The 16629-nt window shown below is 62.4% G+C and carries 16 protein-coding genes; 9 read left to right on the top strand and 7 right to left on the bottom strand.

Going from position 1 to position 16629, the window contains the following annotated elements:
- Nucleotides 1-17: 17 nt before the first annotated feature.
- From IPP03_15080 to IPP03_15060, 5 genes are read left to right on the top strand one after another with little or no spacing between them, the layout of a single operon-like run.
- Nucleotides 18-578: a YqgE/AlgH family protein gene (locus IPP03_15080; protein MBL0353903.1), complete on the top strand. Its 561-nt coding sequence runs from the start codon at nt 18-20 to the stop codon at nt 576-578.
- On the top strand, nt 571-1017 hold the full coding sequence (ruvX, locus tag IPP03_15075) for a Holliday junction resolvase RuvX (GenBank protein ID MBL0353902.1): 447 nt from the start codon (nt 571-573) through the stop codon (nt 1015-1017). The genes IPP03_15080 and ruvX overlap by 8 nt, the downstream gene beginning before the upstream one ends.
- Nucleotides 989-1498, top strand: coding sequence for a bifunctional pyr operon transcriptional regulator/uracil phosphoribosyltransferase PyrR (gene pyrR, locus IPP03_15070; GenBank protein MBL0353901.1), 510 nt, complete (start codon nt 989-991; stop codon nt 1496-1498). Before ruvX ends, pyrR begins: the two co-directional genes overlap by 29 nt.
- Complete coding sequence (locus tag IPP03_15065; GenBank protein ID MBL0353900.1) at nt 1491-2450, top strand: aspartate carbamoyltransferase catalytic subunit; 960 nt, start codon at nt 1491-1493, stop codon at nt 2448-2450. The genes pyrR and IPP03_15065 overlap by 8 nt, the downstream gene beginning before the upstream one ends.
- Nucleotide 2451: 1 nt before the next feature.
- Nucleotides 2452-3699: a dihydroorotase gene (locus tag IPP03_15060; protein MBL0353899.1), complete on the top strand. Its 1248-nt coding sequence runs from the start codon at nt 2452-2454 to the stop codon at nt 3697-3699.
- 182 nt (nt 3700-3881) lie between these two features.
- Here the strand turns inward: IPP03_15060 and IPP03_15055 are convergent, their stop codons facing one another.
- Nucleotides 3882-6494 (bottom strand): glycosyltransferase, encoded by a 2613-nt coding sequence (locus tag IPP03_15055; protein ID MBL0353898.1) that lies wholly within the window; start codon nt 6492-6494, stop codon nt 3882-3884.
- 143 nt (nt 6495-6637) lie between these two features.
- Here IPP03_15055 and IPP03_15050 point away from each other — a divergent pair, with 143 nt between their 5' ends.
- The gene (locus tag IPP03_15050; protein MBL0353897.1) at nt 6638-8422 is read left to right on the top strand and encodes a hypothetical protein; all 1785 of its coding nucleotides are present in this window, start codon (nt 6638-6640) and stop codon (nt 8420-8422) included.
- Here the strand turns inward: IPP03_15050 and IPP03_15045 are convergent.
- From IPP03_15045 to IPP03_15020, 6 genes are all read right to left on the bottom strand, one after another.
- Complete coding sequence (locus tag IPP03_15045; GenBank protein ID MBL0353896.1) at nt 8380-10089, bottom strand: hypothetical protein; 1710 nt, start codon at nt 10087-10089, stop codon at nt 8380-8382. The two genes, IPP03_15050 and IPP03_15045, sit on opposite strands and share 43 nt — an antisense overlap.
- Complete coding sequence (locus tag IPP03_15040; protein MBL0353895.1) at nt 10086-10754, bottom strand: methyltransferase domain-containing protein; 669 nt, start codon at nt 10752-10754, stop codon at nt 10086-10088. Before IPP03_15040 ends, IPP03_15045 begins: the two co-directional genes overlap by 4 nt.
- A 385-nt stretch (nt 10755-11139) precedes the next feature.
- Complete coding sequence (locus IPP03_15035; GenBank protein ID MBL0353894.1) at nt 11140-11433, bottom strand: YggU family protein; 294 nt, start codon at nt 11431-11433, stop codon at nt 11140-11142.
- A 7-nt stretch (nt 11434-11440) separates the two neighbouring features.
- The gene (locus tag IPP03_15030; GenBank protein ID MBL0353893.1) at nt 11441-11974 is read right to left on the bottom strand and encodes a YggT family protein; all 534 of its coding nucleotides are present in this window, start codon (nt 11972-11974) and stop codon (nt 11441-11443) included.
- A complete protein-coding gene (locus IPP03_15025; GenBank protein ID MBL0353892.1) occupies nt 11974-12786 on the bottom strand; it encodes a pyrroline-5-carboxylate reductase in 813 nt (270 codons plus the stop codon). Before IPP03_15025 ends, IPP03_15030 begins: the two co-directional genes overlap by 1 nt.
- On the bottom strand, nt 12783-13472 hold the full coding sequence (locus IPP03_15020) for a YggS family pyridoxal phosphate-dependent enzyme (protein ID MBL0353891.1): 690 nt from the start codon (nt 13470-13472) through the stop codon (nt 12783-12785). The genes IPP03_15025 and IPP03_15020 overlap by 4 nt, the downstream gene beginning before the upstream one ends.
- 55 nt (nt 13473-13527) lie before the next feature.
- Here IPP03_15020 and IPP03_15015 point away from each other — a divergent pair, with 55 nt between their 5' ends.
- From IPP03_15015 to IPP03_15005, 3 genes are read left to right on the top strand one after another with little or no spacing between them, the layout of a single operon-like run.
- Nucleotides 13528-14571, top strand: coding sequence for a type IV pilus twitching motility protein PilT (locus IPP03_15015; protein ID MBL0353890.1), 1044 nt, complete (start codon nt 13528-13530; stop codon nt 14569-14571).
- Nucleotides 14572-14601: 30 nt separating this feature from the next.
- Entirely contained in the window at nt 14602-15738 is a 1137-nt protein-coding gene (locus IPP03_15010) for a PilT/PilU family type 4a pilus ATPase (protein MBL0353889.1), read from the top strand.
- A gap of 27 nt (nt 15739-15765) precedes the next feature.
- Complete coding sequence (locus IPP03_15005) at nt 15766-16443, top strand: DUF4197 domain-containing protein (protein ID MBL0353888.1); 678 nt, start codon at nt 15766-15768, stop codon at nt 16441-16443.
- Nucleotides 16444-16629: the final 186 nt, after the last annotated feature.

The raw sequence follows: 16629 nt of genomic DNA, 5'->3' as shown, positions 1-16629 counted from the left end.
GCGATTAAAATTCCAGCATGAACAGCGTTAATCTCACCGACAATTTCCTGATTGCCATGCCGAGCCTGGAAGATCTGTATTTCTCCCGTGCGCTTGTCTATATCTGCGAGCACAACGAGAACGGAGCGCTGGGGATTATCGTCAACCGGCCAATCGACATGACATTGGCGGGGCTGTTCGAAAAGATCGACATCAAGCTGGATGCGGAAAATTTGAACAATCTGCCCGTCTATTTCGGCGGTCCGGTACAACTTGACCGCGGATTCGTGCTACATCGTCCGGTGGGACAGTGGCAGTCGACACTGACCGTGAATGACGAGGTCGGCTTGACCAGTTCGCGCGACGTCCTGACTTCGGTCGGGAGCGCGGGCTTCCCTTCCGAAATTATCGTGACGCTCGGTTACTCCGGCTGGGATGCCGGACAACTGGAAGCCGAACTGGCCCAAAATTCATGGCTAACGGTGCCCGCGAAGAACAGCATTCTTTTCGATCTGCCGCCGGAAGAGCGTTTGCCGGCGGCAATGCAGAAACTCGGCATCAGTTTCACACAGCTTTCCGACGTCGCCGGGCATGCCTGAAGGCACCGTACTGGCGTTCGATTTTGGCGAAAAGCGCATCGGAGTTGCCACTGGGGAGACCCTGCTCGGCAGCGCCCATCCGTTGACGGTGATCCATGCCGAATCGAACGATGACCGCTTCGCTGCCATCGGCAAGCTCGTTGCCGAATGGCGGCCGGTCCAACTGGTGGTCGGTCTGTCAACCCATGCCGATGGCACGCCGCACGAGATGACGCGACTGGCACAGAAGTTCGCCGAACGCCTGCGCCGCCGTTTCAACCTGCCGGTCGGCCTGGCCGACGAGCGCCTGACCTCGCTCGATGCCGAAGCCCGGCTTCGGGAAGCCGGCCATAACAGTAAGTCCGCCAGGCCGCTGCTCGATGCCGTGGCGGCCCAACTCATTCTTCAAACCTGGTTCGAAAGCCCGCACCATGCCGCCCCTGCCCAGCCCCCTGCCTGACGCCGAGATCCAGTGCCGTCAACTGGCCGAACAGATTCGCCCGCACCTGCATCGCCAGCCCGCGCTTATAGGCATCTTCAGCGGCGGGGCCTGGATTGCCGGGCGACTCAAGGAACTCCTCGGTCTTCCCGGGGATATCGGGTTGATCGACGTCTCCTTCTACCGCGATGATTTCGCCGCGAAAGGCCTGCATCCGCAGGTCAAGCCGACGGTCATCCCCTTCACTGTCGAAGGTCGTCACCTGATTCTGGTCGATGATGTGCTCTACACCGGGCGCACCACCCGCGCTGCGCTTAACGAACTGTTCGACTATGGTCGCCCGGCGTCGGTGGCGCTGGCGGTACTGGCCGACCGTGGCGGCCGGGAACTGCCGATCGGAGCCGCCTACTGCGTCTGGGATGTGTCCCTGAGCGACGGCGAAAGCCTGGAACTGAGCAAGCGGGACGATGGCCGGCTGACCTGGAGGCTCGCGAATGCATAATCCACAGTTGAACCGAACCGGCGAACTGATCCACCTGTTGTCGATCGAGGGCTTGCCGCAGCCCGTTATTGCCCAGATTCTCGACACCGCCGCCTCGTTCATGGAAGTCTCGGCACGCGATGTCAAGAAAGTGCCCCTGCTGCGCGGCAAGAGCGTCTTCAACCTGTTCTTCGAAAACTCGACACGCACGCGAACGACTTTCGATATCGCCGCCAAGCGCCTCTCGGCCGACGTCATCAATCTCGACATCAATCGTTCGTCGACCGCCAAGGGCGAGACGCTGCTCGATACCATCGACAACCTGTGTGCCATGCACGCCAATCTCTTTGTCGTCCGTCATGCGTCGAGCGGCGCTCCCTACCTAATCGCCGAGCATCTGCAGCGTATCGGCCGTGACGACGTCCACATCATCAACGCCGGCGACGGCCGCCATGCGCACCCAACGCAGGGCCTGCTCGACATGTACACGATCCGTCACTACAAAAAGGACTTCACCCGGTTGCGCGTAGCCATCGTCGGCGACATTCTGCATTCGCGCGTCGCGCGCTCGGACATCCAGGCCCTGACGACGCTGGGTGTGCCGGAAGTTCGCGCCATCGGGCCGGAAACGCTGCTGCCCAAGCATCTTGACAAGCTCGGCGTGCAGGTTTTCCACGACATGAACGAGGGCCTCAGGGATTGCGATGTCATTATCATGCTGCGCCTGCAGAACGAGCGCATGGCCGGCGCGCTGCTGCCGTCGGCAGGCGAATACTTCCGCCACTACGGCCTGACGCCACAGAACTTGGCGCTCGCCAGACCCGACGCCATCGTCATGCACCCGGGGCCGATGAACCGCGGCGTCGAGATTCACTCGGCCGTGGCCGACGGACCGCAGGCGGTGATCCTGCCCCAGGTCACCTTCGGCATCGCGGTGCGCATGGCCGTCATGAGCATCGTTGCGGGGAATTGACATGAATATCGCTATTGAAAATGGCCGCGTAATCGACCCGAAAAACGCTGTCGACCGCAACGCTTCTCTGTATATTGCCGACGGCAAGGTGGCGGGCGTCGGCGAGGCGCCGGCCGGCTTCGTCGCCGAGCGCACTGTCGACGCGACCCGGTGCGTCGTTTGCCCCGGGCTGATCGACCTCGGTGCCCGTCTCAACAGCATCGAGGCCGAACTGGCCGCCGCCGTCGCCGGAGGTGTGACTACCGTCGTCGTGCCCCCCGATGCCGTCCCACCCCTCGACGAACCGGAACTGGCAGATCGCCTGATCCACCGCGCCAAGGATATCGGCAAGGCCCGGGTGCTGCCGCTCGGCGCGCTGACCATAGGTCTGCAAGGAGAACGCTTGGCCGAACTGGCCGGCCTGAAAAAGGCGGGCTGTATCGCCTTCTCGCAGGCCAAGGCCCCGGTCGTTGATACCGAGGCGCTGTTGCGGGCCATGGAGTACGCCGCGACCTTCAGCTTTCCGGTCTGGCTTCAGCCACAGGATTACTGGTTGTCGCGCAACGGCATCGCCCACGAAGGCGCGGTGGCCAGCCGACTTGGCCTGGCCGGGATCCCGGTCGCCGCCGAGACCATTGCCATCGCCACCATCCTGCAACTGGTACGCGACACGGGTTGTCGGGTGCATTTCACGCGTCTGTCCTCGGCAGCCGGTACGGTGTTGATCGGTGCGGCCCGCGACGAAGGACTGCCCATCACCTGCGACATCGGCGTCCATCACTTGCTGCTGACCGACTACGACATCGGCTATTTCAACCCGCACGCCCGTTTCGTTCCGCCTCTGCGTACCGAGCGCGACCGCCAGGCGCTGTCGGCAGCGGCGGTCGCCGGGTTGGCGGCAATCTGTTCCGACCATACGCCGGTCGACGCCGACGAAAAGCTGCTGCCGTTTGGCGAGGCCAAGGCGGGCGCGACCGGCCTCGAAGTCCTGTTGCCGCTGACCCTGAGGTGGGCGGAAGCAGCGGGAGTGGCGTTACCCGCGGCACTAGCCCGGATCACAGCGGCGCCGGCCGAGGTGCTCGGGCTGCAAAGCGGGCAGCTTGCCGTGGGGGCGACGGCGGATGTCTGTATTTTCGATCCGGCGGCGATCTGGCAATTGACCCCGGATACCCTCAAGAGCAGAGGCAAGAATTCACCGTGGACCGGCTACCTGATGAGTGGCAAGGTCAAGGCAACCCTGGTTGGCGGGCGGGTTGTTTACCAGGCATAAGGCGGTTTGCCACAACGGAAACTGTGGGAGCCAGCCCGCCGTTTTGCGTAAACATTTCATCCCTTGAGATATGCAACGCTTGCTGATGCAGGTGTTTGTGCAGATATATTCCTGAACTGGGGGGCGGCGTTGGCGACAAACCACACACCCGTGCGTCCACCAACAGTTTTCAGGTTGAACCGTCATCGTCCCGCAAGAGGGGGCTCAAGCTTCGTGGCTGGACTCTGGGATGCCCGGAATGAAAGCCACGCACAGCCGATGGCCGCGGCATAGGGTAAAGCCTGCAGGCTCAGCGCCAGGATCCATCCCTTCAGCGCGGCACTCGGATCGCCAGGCGCGAAACCGAGCGCGGCAATGCACAGCAACAGGCCCAGTAGCAGGACGGATTCCTCGCGAACCGAAGCGAACGCACCCGGTTGCTGAAGGGGTGGCGCTTCCGGATTGTCGCTGGTCTTACCCTTGCGGGTCACATCGAAAACAGCACGTCGGCCAGACAATCCGGCGATGACGCCGCGGGCGATGCTGTGCGAGAGCCCCATGCCGGCCAACGCCGCGCCAGCAACATCGGCTGCCGGACAGGGTACCCGACGGCTATAGAGTAGTGGGACCAGCGCCAGCCGCGTGACAAAAAATACCGCCAGCGGCACCACAAAAAGCGCTATCGGCAAGCCGAAGATCTGCGGCGCAGCGAGCACACCCAGGGTCCAGCTAATGGCCGCAACGCTGAAGAATAGATGTAAGGTGTCGCCCAGCCAGGGCAGCCAGCCGGCGATGAAATGGTAGCGTTGGGCCGGCTGCAGCCGAGATTCACCGAACAAGATCGCCCAATGGCGCCGCAGGATCTGCATTGCGCCCTGCGCCCAGCGCCGGCGCTGGCGCTGATAGGCGGCAAAATCGGTCGGTACCAGGCCGGTGCCCAGTACTTGGTCGACGTAAATCAACCGGAAACCCGCTTGCATCAGGCGCAGGCCCAGTTCGGTGTCTTCACAGACGCAGTCGACATCCCATCCGCCGACGTCGCGTAGCGCTGCGGCCCGGATAAGCGTCATGGTGCCATGCTGGATCGCTGCGTCACGTTCCTGGCGGTGGTGCATGCCGATACGGAAAAAGCCGTCGTACTCCCAGTTCATCATGCGGCGCAGGCGCGTGTCCGACCAGTCGCGATGGGCTTGCGGCGACTGCACGACGCCTACCGCCATGTCGGCGAAATAGCCGGCGAGCGCCCGCAGCCACTCCGGCTTTACCAAGTAGTCGGCGTCGACTACGGCAACCCATTCGGCGCGCGGATCGGTGTGCTCGAGCGCAAAGTTCAACGCTCCGGCCTTGTAGCCAGGCCAGTGTGGTAGATGAAAAAAACTCAGGCTTGGGCCGGACGCCGCAGTGTCAGATCCCTTGTCCGCTGCCGCCAGACGGGCGCGAACATGCGCTTCGACCGGTTTCCACAGCGCTTGATTACCCGTGTTGTTGTCCACCACCAGGACCTCGAAAGCCGGCCATTCCAGCGTCAGCAGGCTGTCGATCGCGGCGATTACCATCGCTGGCGGCTCATTGCTGCAGGCCAGATGAATGCTGACGAAAGGGGTCCGCATGCCGGCAGCGAGCGGGTACGGTGCCGCCTGGTGGCGTAGGCTACCCGGCCAGAACAGCTCGGCGAACTCAAGGACTTGCACCAGTAGAATCGCGGCGATCATCGCCAGTGCAGGCACCAATAAGGCTAGCGGTACGATGTCGAAGGGGCGCAGATAGTGCAGGAGGGGCACCGTCGCCAGGAGTACGGCGAACGAAGCCGTCGCCTGCAGGCTCAGAGCAAGAGTTATGCGACCGGCCAGCCGCATCGGTGAAAAAAAGAACAGCAAGGGCAGCATCGCCAGCAAGCCCAACGCCGCCGAGGTGAGTGCTTTCTCTGACCAGAACGGGTCAGCCCGCACCGGGCCGGTGAAGGCGAACTTCGCCTGCCGCGCTGCGTCGAGCAGTCCCCAGTGAGCGCCGGCAGTCCCCTCGCTGGCGTGCTTCCACGGTTGGTCAACCGCCTCCATCAGGAAATAATCGAGGTCTCGCCCGGCGACACGCTCGAGAAAGGTACGCACGAACACCGCCTGACGATCGGGCGTGGCTTGCGCCGCCGCCACGCGCTCGCCGTTGCTCGGCCAGCCGATTTCACCGATCACCACCGGCTTGCCCGGAAAACGCTCGCGCACTTCGGCGTAGCGCTGCAGCGCGTAATCGACCGCGAGCTCAACGGGTACCCCTTCCCAGTAAGGCAACAGATGTACGGTGATGAAATCCACATGCTCGGCCAGCGCTGGCTGGCTCAACCACACATGCCAGGGCTCGGCGGTGGATACCGGCACTGACAAGGTGGCACGCAGGCGATCGAGATAGCCGTACAGCTCGATCGGATCAAGCTTGCTGCGCAACTGGGTTTCATTACCGGCGATCACTCGTTCGATGCCTGGGTGCCGGGAAACTGCTTCGACGATGGCGGTGATTTCGCGCTCATTGTTCGGGTGGCGGTGGTCAAGCCAGACCCCGGCGCTTAGTTGCAAGCCAGCTTGCGCAGCCAGCGTCGGCAACGTTGGCAGTTCGCTCGCGCTGTAGGTACGCAGGCGAGTGGTCAGGCCGGCCAGCTTGTGCAGGTCGCCAGCGAGCTCCGCATCGCTTGGAAAGCGCCCGGTGAACGGGCTTTCCCAACGCTGGAAGCCGCTGTAAGCCAACCCGGTGACCCGCATTGGCACATCGGGCGCCACCACAGACGGATTGAAGGCCCGCCAGATCAGCAGGTTGATAAGTGCCACGAACGCTGCAATGAGCAGCGCGCCGGCCCAGCGTACGGCAGTGCCTCGCCCGGGGTCGGGCCGGTCCGGCGTTGCGCCGTTCGCTCCAACTGCCCCTGCGCGACGCGGCAAACTGCCGGTATCCCCCACTTTCTGCGCTACGATTGTGCAATCGTCACCAATGCCCTGATCCACATGCCGGGTTTCTCGCTGCGCTGCTACGGCTTGCTGATATGAACGCGACCTGTTCACGACAAGCCCCTGCGCCCTGGCGTCAAGCGACGGTGTTGGCGGGGCTTGTGCTGAGCGTCCTCGGGCTGCTCGCCTGGGCCGTTGCACAGGGTCGGCCCGTGCCCTTGCCCGATGCCGTCGACCTGCGCGTGCCTTGCGTGTCTTATGCGCCCTTTCGCCGACCGAACCACAACCCCTTCGACCCGACATTGCACCTCGAGCGGGCTCAGATTGAAGCCGATTTGCGTCTGCTGCGCGAGATGACCTCCTGCGTGCGCATCTACGGTGTGGACCACGGACTCGATGCGGTACCGGCGATCGCGCGGGCGCTGGGCATGCGGGTGGTGCTGGGCGCATGGATCGATGGCGATGCGGCGGCCAACACAGTCCAGCTCGAGCGGGTGTTGGCGCTTGGCCGTGAATATGCAGATGTGGTCGACTTGCTGGTGGTCGGCAACGAGGTGTTGCTGCGCGGTGAACAGACCCCGGAGGCGCTGGCCGCGCTGCTCGCGCGGGCTCACCGCGAATCTTCCGTGCCGATCGCCTATGCCGATGTCTGGGCCTTCTGGCTGCGCCACGCCGACGTGCTGCGCGATCACGTCGATGTCGTCGCTATCCATGTTCTGCCCTACTGGGAAGACGAGCCGGTTGCCGTAGCCCAGGCAGTCGAGCATGTTGTTGCGGTCAACGCCCAAATGCGTGCGTTTTTTGCACCATTGCCGATATTCGTCGGCGAAACCGGCTGGCCGGCGGCAGGCCGCCAGCGCGGACCGGCCGTGCCCGGAAGGCTGGAGCAGACACGTTTTGTACGTGAACTGCTCGCTTTTAACGCCCGTGCCCCGCTCGGGTCCCAGGTAGTCGCTGGGCCGGGAATTAACCTGATCGAGGGCTTCGACCAGCCGTGGAAACGCCGGCTGGAGGGCGCGATGGGCGGCTATTGGGGCATGTTCGACGCCGACGGCCGGCCACGGGTTACCCTGCGCGGTGCGGTCGTTGGCGACCCGCAATGGTGGCGCGTGCCGCTGGGAATGGTCATCGGGAGCGTCGCCGGGTGGCTGTGGGCGCGGGGTCACGGCACTCCGCGCAGCGCAGCTGGCGGGGCTGGGCTGCGCCGCCGTTTGCTCATTACCTGCTCGGCGATGGGCCTCGCCGGGGCAGGCATCGTCGCGCTCGCGCTGTTGCAGTGGCAGATGCTGCTCGAGTGGAGTCGCGGCCCGCTCGACTGGGCCTTGGGCGTCAGCGCCGCGGCGACCGCCGGGCTCTGTGCGCTTGCCGCTGCGGGGCGTCTCGCCCGCATCCTCGGCGGCACAAGCTCGGCAGGCTCCCGCCCGGGTGTGCTCGCCGCGTTGCGCACCGCCAGCGCCCGGGGAACACAGGCACTGGCGTTCGCACAGGCGGTGCTGCTCTGCAGCGTCTTGCTGATCGCCAAGGGGCTGCTGTTCGACGCCCGCTACCGCCCGCTTTTCTGGCCCCTGTTCGCTGCACCGGCAGTCTTGTTCCTTGCCCTGACCGTGCTCGGTGATCGGCTCGACCGAGGCGCGTGGCTCGAGCGCGCCTTGGCCGCCGTTTGTGCGATATCCGCAGTGGTGCTGGTCGCGCAGGAAGGTCTGGTCAACACGCAGGCGTTGGGTCTCGCACTGATTTGGCTGGCTCTGGCTGTTGCTGTCGGCTGGCCTCAAAGTTTCGTCTCCGCCAGCGGGACCGAGGCCGCCGGCTGATCAGCGTCCGGCGCCGAGAAAGCGTGCAGCAGCAGCCCGGTCAGGGCATGCAGCGGCCCCAGTGACTTTCGCGGCGGCTCCAGTCCATGGTGAAAACCCTGCTCGACGAAGCGTGCCAGCAGTTTGCTGTCGCGCGAGACAATGTAGACCGGAACATCCCAGGAAGCGTCGTCGCCTGTGATATTGGCCGCCGGCTGATGATCGCCTATCAACACATAGATGGCCTCGCGCGGCTCCGGTTGACGCAGATAGGCGCCCAGCCATTGGTAGGTGTAGCTGACCATCCGTACAAAGTCGGGGAACATGTCCAGCCAGTTCGGTCGCTCGGCCAGGGCGCGGTGGACTTCGGAGTCGTCAAAGGGCTGCGCACCAAGTACCCGGGGCCAGTCCGGCTGAAAGGGCGGTATCGGGCTGAACGGCAGATGGCAGGTGATGGTAGGGAAAAAAACCAGGCGCGGCGGGGCATTGCCAGCGCGCGGGAACAACTGCTCGAAGCGCGCTGCCGTGAACTGATCGGGAATCTCCCAGTACCCCATGGCCGGCCCCGCATAACCCAGATCGCGCCGGGTCAGGAGGACATCGAAGCCGTAAAACGCACGTTCAGGCCACTCCCAATCCAGCGCCGAATAGACGCCGAAGATCTGATAGCCCTGCGCCCGGAACAGCGAGTTCAGCGTTGGCCGCTGCGTGGTCAGCAGCACGTCATAACGCATGGGGTCGCTGAGGTCGATGCCCGACAGCAGGCCGAGATGCGCCAGATCCGAGCCGCCGGCAAAAGTCGGCGAACGGAAGAAAGCTGACACGACCTGACGGCCACTGGCAGCGATATCGGTGGCGAAGCGCTCGCGGCTGGCCCGCAGGACTTTTTCGGCGCGCGGGTTGTCATAAACCACCGCACCCAGCGACTCGAGCATGATCAGGTAAACATCGCGCCCGCCGAGCGCAGCCAATGCGCTCCCCGGTGCAGCGGCCATCGCGGCGTCGACCGCAGTCGCGGCGGGCAACAAGTCCACCTGACGCTGTGGCAAGAACGCAGTCGCCAGCAGTTGCATTTGTCGCCAATAGGTTGGAATGACCGGCTTGGAGACCAGTGGCCAGGTGGCGCTCGCCCCAGCCAGATTGCCCGCCGCCAGGACCACGGCCGCTGCGGTAAGGCCCCATGCCCATCGGCTTCGCAGCGCATAGGGGACGGCATCACGGGCGGCTATCGCGATTGCCAAGCGCAGCAGGCGAAACAGACTCCAGAGCAGCAGGCCGACGCCTGCCACCAGAGCAGTGCTTTGCCACCACGCCAGCTTTTGCGCCGACACCCACAGAAAACGTGGAATCTGCGCACCATCCCAATAAAGGTTGATCGGACGCCCGAACAGGCTGGGAACGGTCACGTCGCCGTAGCGCCCAAGCACCAGCAGAAAATAGGTGAGTGCGAACACGGAGAGTGCGCGCGATGAGAGTTTGCCGCGCCATGCCACCATCGCCAGCAGCGCCAACCAGAGCCAGACGAACTCGGGTGCCAGTCGGTGGTCGGGCAAGATGCCGGGGGTCGGCCACCAGTCCCTGAAACTGAGCATGCCGTTGAGGAAGAGAAGCGCCAGTATTGCGACGGCGATCCGCCGCCAGGAACGGTGCTCGAGAAGTGTGGCCGAGGGCAAGGCGGGCGTGCTCATCCGGGGTTCTTGATACGCTCGGGCACTCGCCCGGATGCGAGGTAACCCATGCCAAACTGCGTGGGTACCAGCCGCCAATCCGTCAATCTTGACGCCATGCGATCCCAAGGCGAGGCCAATTCACCCGGGGCGCCGTTGTAACCATGGTTCTTGAAATAGACCCATACATTCAGTGGTGCCAGCCACAGCGGGAAATACTTGATTCCGGCAATCGCCACTGTCGCGCCAGGGCATGCCGAAGCGAGCAGCCGATCGATGGCGGCTGGCGAACGCAGGATGTCATGGGTGTAGTGAAACAGCAGCGCGTTCACGGTTTCGGGCAGCACCAGTGTTTGCGCCGGAGTCTCCAACAGCTCGACGTTACGCCAGCCAGCGGCTTCGGCACGGCCGCGCGCCAAAGCCAGCATCTCGGGACTCTGATCAAAGCCATAGACTCTGCCAGTTTCGCCCACGGCAGCACGCAATAGCGACAGGCTCAGCCCGGTACCGCAACCGACATCGAGCACCACTTGCCCAGGCTGCAGTTGCAGGGCGCTGACCGCCCGCTCCCTGATCGGCCAGGTAGGACCGCAGGTTTTGTCATAAGCCGCAGCGCGCTGGCGATACTTCGCCAGCGAACGGGCGCTCACAACTTCGTCGGACAGGCGATTTGCTGGCACGCTCATCGAATAAGATGGGAATTGGAATTTCACGGCGGGCGTCGTCCGCAGAGACAGTTGGTCTGGCCTCATCCCGGCTGACGTCAGCATCATACCTTACTGACCCGCGACTTCTTGATCAGCTATCTGCCGCGTGTTCCAGTCAGATTCCGCTATTTTTGATCTTGACGTGCCCACGCGTTGCGGCGCCGGCAGCGCGGGCGTGCCTGACGTGAGAGCGTATCCGTCGCCCGGATCAAAACCTGGCCCACCGATCTTATTGAGCGCTGCCGCATGAGCAAGTGGTTGCTGCTTTGTCAAATCGGGAACGGATCGCCGGCCTTGTTCGACACTTTGCAACGATCAATTCCCATCACGCGTTGCCAGCGCGCTGCCCAGTTTCAGCAGTGCCCTATTTCGATAAAAGGCCGGCGACGACACTTGCCTCGGCGCCACTTACTTCCAGCACCTTGCGTCGCGAATTGTGGCCGCTTTTCAGGTTGACCGCAGCGTTCGGCAAACTCAGGGTTTCGGCGACGAACTTGACCAACGCCGCGTTTGCCTTGCCGTCGACCGGCGGTGCCGCAAGGCGGATTTTCAGCGCGTCGCCATGCAGCCCGGCGAATTCGGTCTTTTTGGCCCCGGGCTGAATGTGCAGGGTGAGTGTGATACGGCCATCGCTGGCAATGCGAAACCAGTCGGCCAAGGTGGCCTCAGAGATAACTGAGGAGAAGTTGCAGCAGCAAAATGACGATCAGCGGCGAAAGATCGATGCCGGAGATCAACGGAACAAAGCGGCGGATCGGGTCGAGTAGTGGCCGGGTCAGTTGCTGCGCTGGGGCCGATAGCGATGAGTAGGGATTGATCCAGGACAACACGGCTTGCAGGATCAAGGCGCCTATCATGATGTAGACGGCAAGACGGAGCAGGCCGCGCACGGCCAACCAGAGAATCATCGGGGCCAGACTGGCTAGGTCGGCTTCGGCCAGATGACTGGATAGCCCGACAATCAGGCCGGCCTGCACCAGTTGCAAGGCGAGCGCGGCAAAGAGGCTAGACCAGTCCAGCCCGCCGACGCCGGGGATGAGCCGGCGCAGCGGTTTGACCGCCCAGTTGGTCAGTGCCACAACAAAATCACCGAGTTGGCCGGCAAAAGAAACGCGCATCGCCTGCATCATGAAGCGGAGCAAAAACAGGCTACAGAAGAAACTGATGACGGCGTCGAGCAGGAAGACGATAGGCTGCATCAACCCGCTCCCAGCAGTTTGCCAAGCTCCCGACCGCGTGCTTCGGCAGCCTTGATGCCGGCGATGATGCCTTCCTTGACCCCTTTGTCGGCCATCGTCTGCAACGCGGCCTCGGTCGTGCCGCCCTTGGAGGTGACCCGTTCGCGCAGCGTTGCCGCTGACTCGGGTGATTGCGCAGCCAGTGCTGCAGCGCCCTGAACCGTCTCGATGGCCAGTCGGCGCCCCTGTTCGGACATGAGGCCGAGGTCGGCAGCGGCTTGCTGCATGGCTTCGATAAACAGGAAGACATAAGCCGGGCCGCTGCCGGAAACCGCGGTGACGGCATCCATCCTCGCCTCGTCGGCGATCCAGACGGTCGCGCCGACCGAGCGCAGCACACGATCGGCGGCGGAACGTTCATCGTCACTCACTTCCGGCAGCGCGCACAACCCGGTAATGCCGGCGCCGATCAGCGCCGGCGTGTTCGGCATGCAGCGAACGATCCTGCGGTGCCCGCCCAGCCAGCGTGAAAGTGTTGCCATGTCAAGTCCGGCGGCAATGCTCACCACGACGGCATCGCCCAGCCTGCCGGCCAGCGGAGTGACGGCCTCCTTCATCTGCTGCGGCTTGACGGCCAGAACGAGCAGATCGCCGACGTCCTCCAGCATGTCGGCCGATTCCACGCAGCTTACCGCATAAGTCGCGGCCAGCCTGACACGGGCATCGGCGACGGGATCGATAACGCCGATGTCGGAGGCGGCAAAACCCTGTTTCAACATGCCGCCGATCAGCGCATTCGCCATATTGCCGCCGCCGAGGAAGGAGATTTTCATGCGTGACCTCGCTCACCAAAAATTGCCGTGCCGATGCGGACAATGGTCGCACCTTCGGCCACAGCCGCTTCAAGATCGTGGGACATTCCCATGGAAAGGGTATCGAGTGGCAGGCCGGCGGCGCAAATTTTCTCGCGAAGCTCGCGCAACTGGCGGAATGGCGCCCGCTGGGCCGCGAAATCGTCTGCCGCTTCAGGAATCGCCATCAAACCACGCAGCTTCAGTCTGGGCAGGCCCGAAACTGCCAGACAAAGCGCCAACGCCTCATCGGGTGCGCAACCGCTCTTGCTTGCAGCACCCGAAACATTGACCTCGATGCAGACGGAAAGCGGCGGCAGGTGCTCCGGACGCTGCGCGGAGAGCCGTTCGGCCACTTTCAGACGTTCGATCGAGTGCACCCACGAAAAATGCCCGGCGACCAGCCGCGTCTTGTTGCTCTGCAACGGACCGATGAAATGCCAATCGAGACCCTGGCCCGCCGTCGCGAGCACCTTGGCGATACCTTCCTGCACGTAGTTCTCGCCAAATGACCGCTGTCCCGCTCTGCTCGCCTCGGTCACGCAATCCACCGACCAAGTCTTGCTGACCGCCAGAAGACCTATTTCTTGTGGCGAACGGCCGAAATCCCGTGCCGCCCTGGCGATACGTTCTCTGACTGCTTGCAGGCTGGAGGCGATTGCGCTCATAATTGTTTGGAATTCTCTCTGGTTTCAGTATACACGCGCCCTAAGGACGATCCGTATGGACATCACAGAACTGCTGGCCTTTGGAGTCAAGAACAAGGCTTCCGACCTTCACCTCTCGGCAGGCGTGCCACCGATGATCCGCGTCCATGGCGATGTGCGCCGCATCAACCTGCCGGCGATGGAGCATAAGGACGTGCACAGCATGGTGTACGACATCATGACCGATACCCAGCGGAAGATCTATGAAGAGACGCTGGAGTGCGACTTCTCGTTCGAAATCCCCAACCTGGCCCGTTTCCGCGTCAATGCCTTCAATCAGCAGCGCGGCGCCGGCGCAGTTTTCCGGACCATCCCCTCGAAGATCCTGTCACTTGACGACCTGAATTGCCCCAAGATTTTCAAAGCCATTTCCGAATACCCGCGCGGTATCGTGCTCGTGACCGGGCCGACCGGTTCCGGCAAATCGACAACGCTGGCGGCGATGGTCAATCACGTCAACGAAAACGAATACGCACATATCCTGACCGTCGAGGATCCGATCGAATTTGTGCATGAGTCCAAGAAGTGCCTGATCAATCAGCGCGAGGTCGGCCCGCATACGCTGTCCTTCGCCAACGCACTGCGCTCGGCGCTGCGCGAAGATCCGGACGTAGTTCTGGTCGGTGAGATGCGTGACCTCGAAACCATTCGCCTTGCGCTGACCGCAGCCGAAACCGGCCACCTGGTTTTCGCCACGCTGCATACCTCGTCGGCAGCCAAGACCATCGACCGCATCGTCGACGTCTTCCCGGCGGCGGAAAAGGAAATGGTTCGCTCAATGCTGTCCGAATCGCTGAGAGCCGTCATTTCGCAGACGCTGCTCAAGACCAAGGATGGCAATGGTCGCGTCGCGGCGCATGAAATCATGATCGGCACCCCGGCGATCCGTAACCTGATCCGCGAGAACAAGGTCGCACAGATGTATTCGGCGATCCAGACCGGCCAGAATTTCGGCATGCAGACGCTCGACCAGAACCTGCTCGAATTGGTACGGCGCAACGTGGTGTCCAATGCCGAGGCGCGTTCGCGGGCCACCAACAAGGACAATTTCCCCGGCTGAGCCGGAATAAATTAGGGAAAAAGGAAATTTATGGAACGCGATCAGGCAATGAAATTCATGCACGATCTGCTGCGCCTGATGGTGCAGAAAAAAGGATCGGACTTGTTCATTACAGCCAATTTTCCACCCGCCATCAAGGTGGACGGCAAGATCATGCCGGTCTCCAACCAGATACTGACGCCGTCACACACAGCCGAACTTGCCCGCTCGATCATGAACGATCGGCAGGCGGCGGAGTTCGAGGCGACCAAGGAATGCAACTTCGCCATTTCGCCGGCCGGCATCGGTCGCTTCCGGACCAACGCCTTCATTCAGCAGGGGCGCGTCGGCGTCGTCTGCCGAACCATCAACCAGACGATCCCGACCCTTGACGGACTCGAAATGCCGCCCGTTCTCAAGGACGTCGCAATGACCAAGCTCGGTCTCGTCATCTTCGTCGGTGGTACCGGTACCGGCAAGACGACTTCGCTGGCCGCTCTCGTCGATTACCGCAACCAGAACAGCTTCGGCCACATCATCACGGTCGAGGATCCTATCGAATACGTTCACGAGCACAAGAACTGCATCATCACGCAGCGCGAGATTGGCGTCGATACCAACGACTGGAAGCCAGCCCTGAAAAATACGCTGCGCCAGGCGCCGGATGTCATCCTCATGGGTGAAATCCGTGACCGCGACACGATGGATTACGCCATCGCCTTTGCCGAAACGGGTCACCTGGCGTTGGCGACGCTGCACGCCAACAGCACGAATACGGCGATTGACCGCATCATCAACTTCTTCCCCGAAGACCGCCGTTCGCAGTTACTGATGGACCTCTCCCTCAACCTGCGCGCCATGGTGTCGCAGCGCTTGATTGCCAAAAAGGACGGCAAGGGGCGCGTGGCGGCTATCGAGGTCTTGCTCAACTCGCCGCTGATTTCCGACCTCATCTTCAAGGGTGAGGTGAGCGAGATCAAGGAAATCATGAAGAAATCGCGCGAACTCGGGATGCAGACCTTCGACCAATCGCTTTTCGAACTGTACGAAGCCGGCAAGATCAGCTACGAGGATGCGTTGCGCAACGCGGATTCGTTGAACGATCTGCGCTTGCAGATCAAGCTGTACGGAAAGGAATCCAAGGATCGCGACCTGACCAGCGGCATTAGTCACCTCGACATCGTCTGACCAACCCCGGGAGCCTTCGTGCCAATACTGAAAAAATCAATTTTCACCGCTTTTTTGACGTTGACCATCGCCATTGCCCAGGCGGCCGGGCTCGATGCCATTTCGGCCGGCGATGCCAGTGCCGGGGTCAAGGCCGCCTTGAGCAAGGGCGCCGACTACGCCGTGTCAACGCTGGGCAAGGAAAACGGCTTTCTGGACAACAGCAAGGTCAAGATTCCCTTGCCGGGTTACCTGCAGACTGCGGAAAAAGGCCTGCGCATGTTCGGCATGGGCAAACAGGCTGATGAGCTGATCGACACGATGAACCACGCGGCCGAAAAAGCCGTGGCCCAAGCCGGGCCGATCCTGAGCGACTCGATCAAGAAAATGAGTGTTCAAGATGCCAAGGGTATTCTGACCGGTGGCGAGGACAGCGTGACGCAATACTTCAAGCGCACCTCTACCGATCAGCTCACCGCCAAGTTCACGCCCATTGTCAAGGATTCAACCAAAAAGCTGCAACTGGCCGAGCAGTACAACCAGTTTGCCGGCAAGGCGGCGAGCAGCGGCCTGATCAACAAGAAGGACGCCGATATTGACGGTTATGTGACGCAAAAGGCTATTGACGGACTGTTTGTGATGATTGCCGAGGAGGAGAAGAAGCTACGCTCCAACCCGCTCGGCGCCGGCAGTGATCTGCTGAAAAAGGTGTTCGGCGCACTTTAGCCTCAAGCGGGAGTGCTTCTGTACCGTTACTGGCATAAGGAGCCCGCCCGATGAAACTCCATCGCCTCGATCAAGCACGCAGCACCCGACGCCCGATTTGGGTGAACGGGCGCGGCAAGTAGCCGACGAGAAGTCGGCCGGGTCCAGATGATGTAGGGCGTCGAAGGCGATCGCCCGCGCTCGCTA

The sequence above is a fragment of the Candidatus Dechloromonas phosphoritropha genome (genome assembly GCA_016722705.1).
Taxonomy (GTDB): domain Bacteria; phylum Pseudomonadota; class Gammaproteobacteria; order Burkholderiales; family Rhodocyclaceae; genus Azonexus; species Azonexus phosphoritrophus.
Note: the sequence above shows the minus strand (reverse complement) of the source record. Positions and strands in the feature narration are given on the sequence as shown.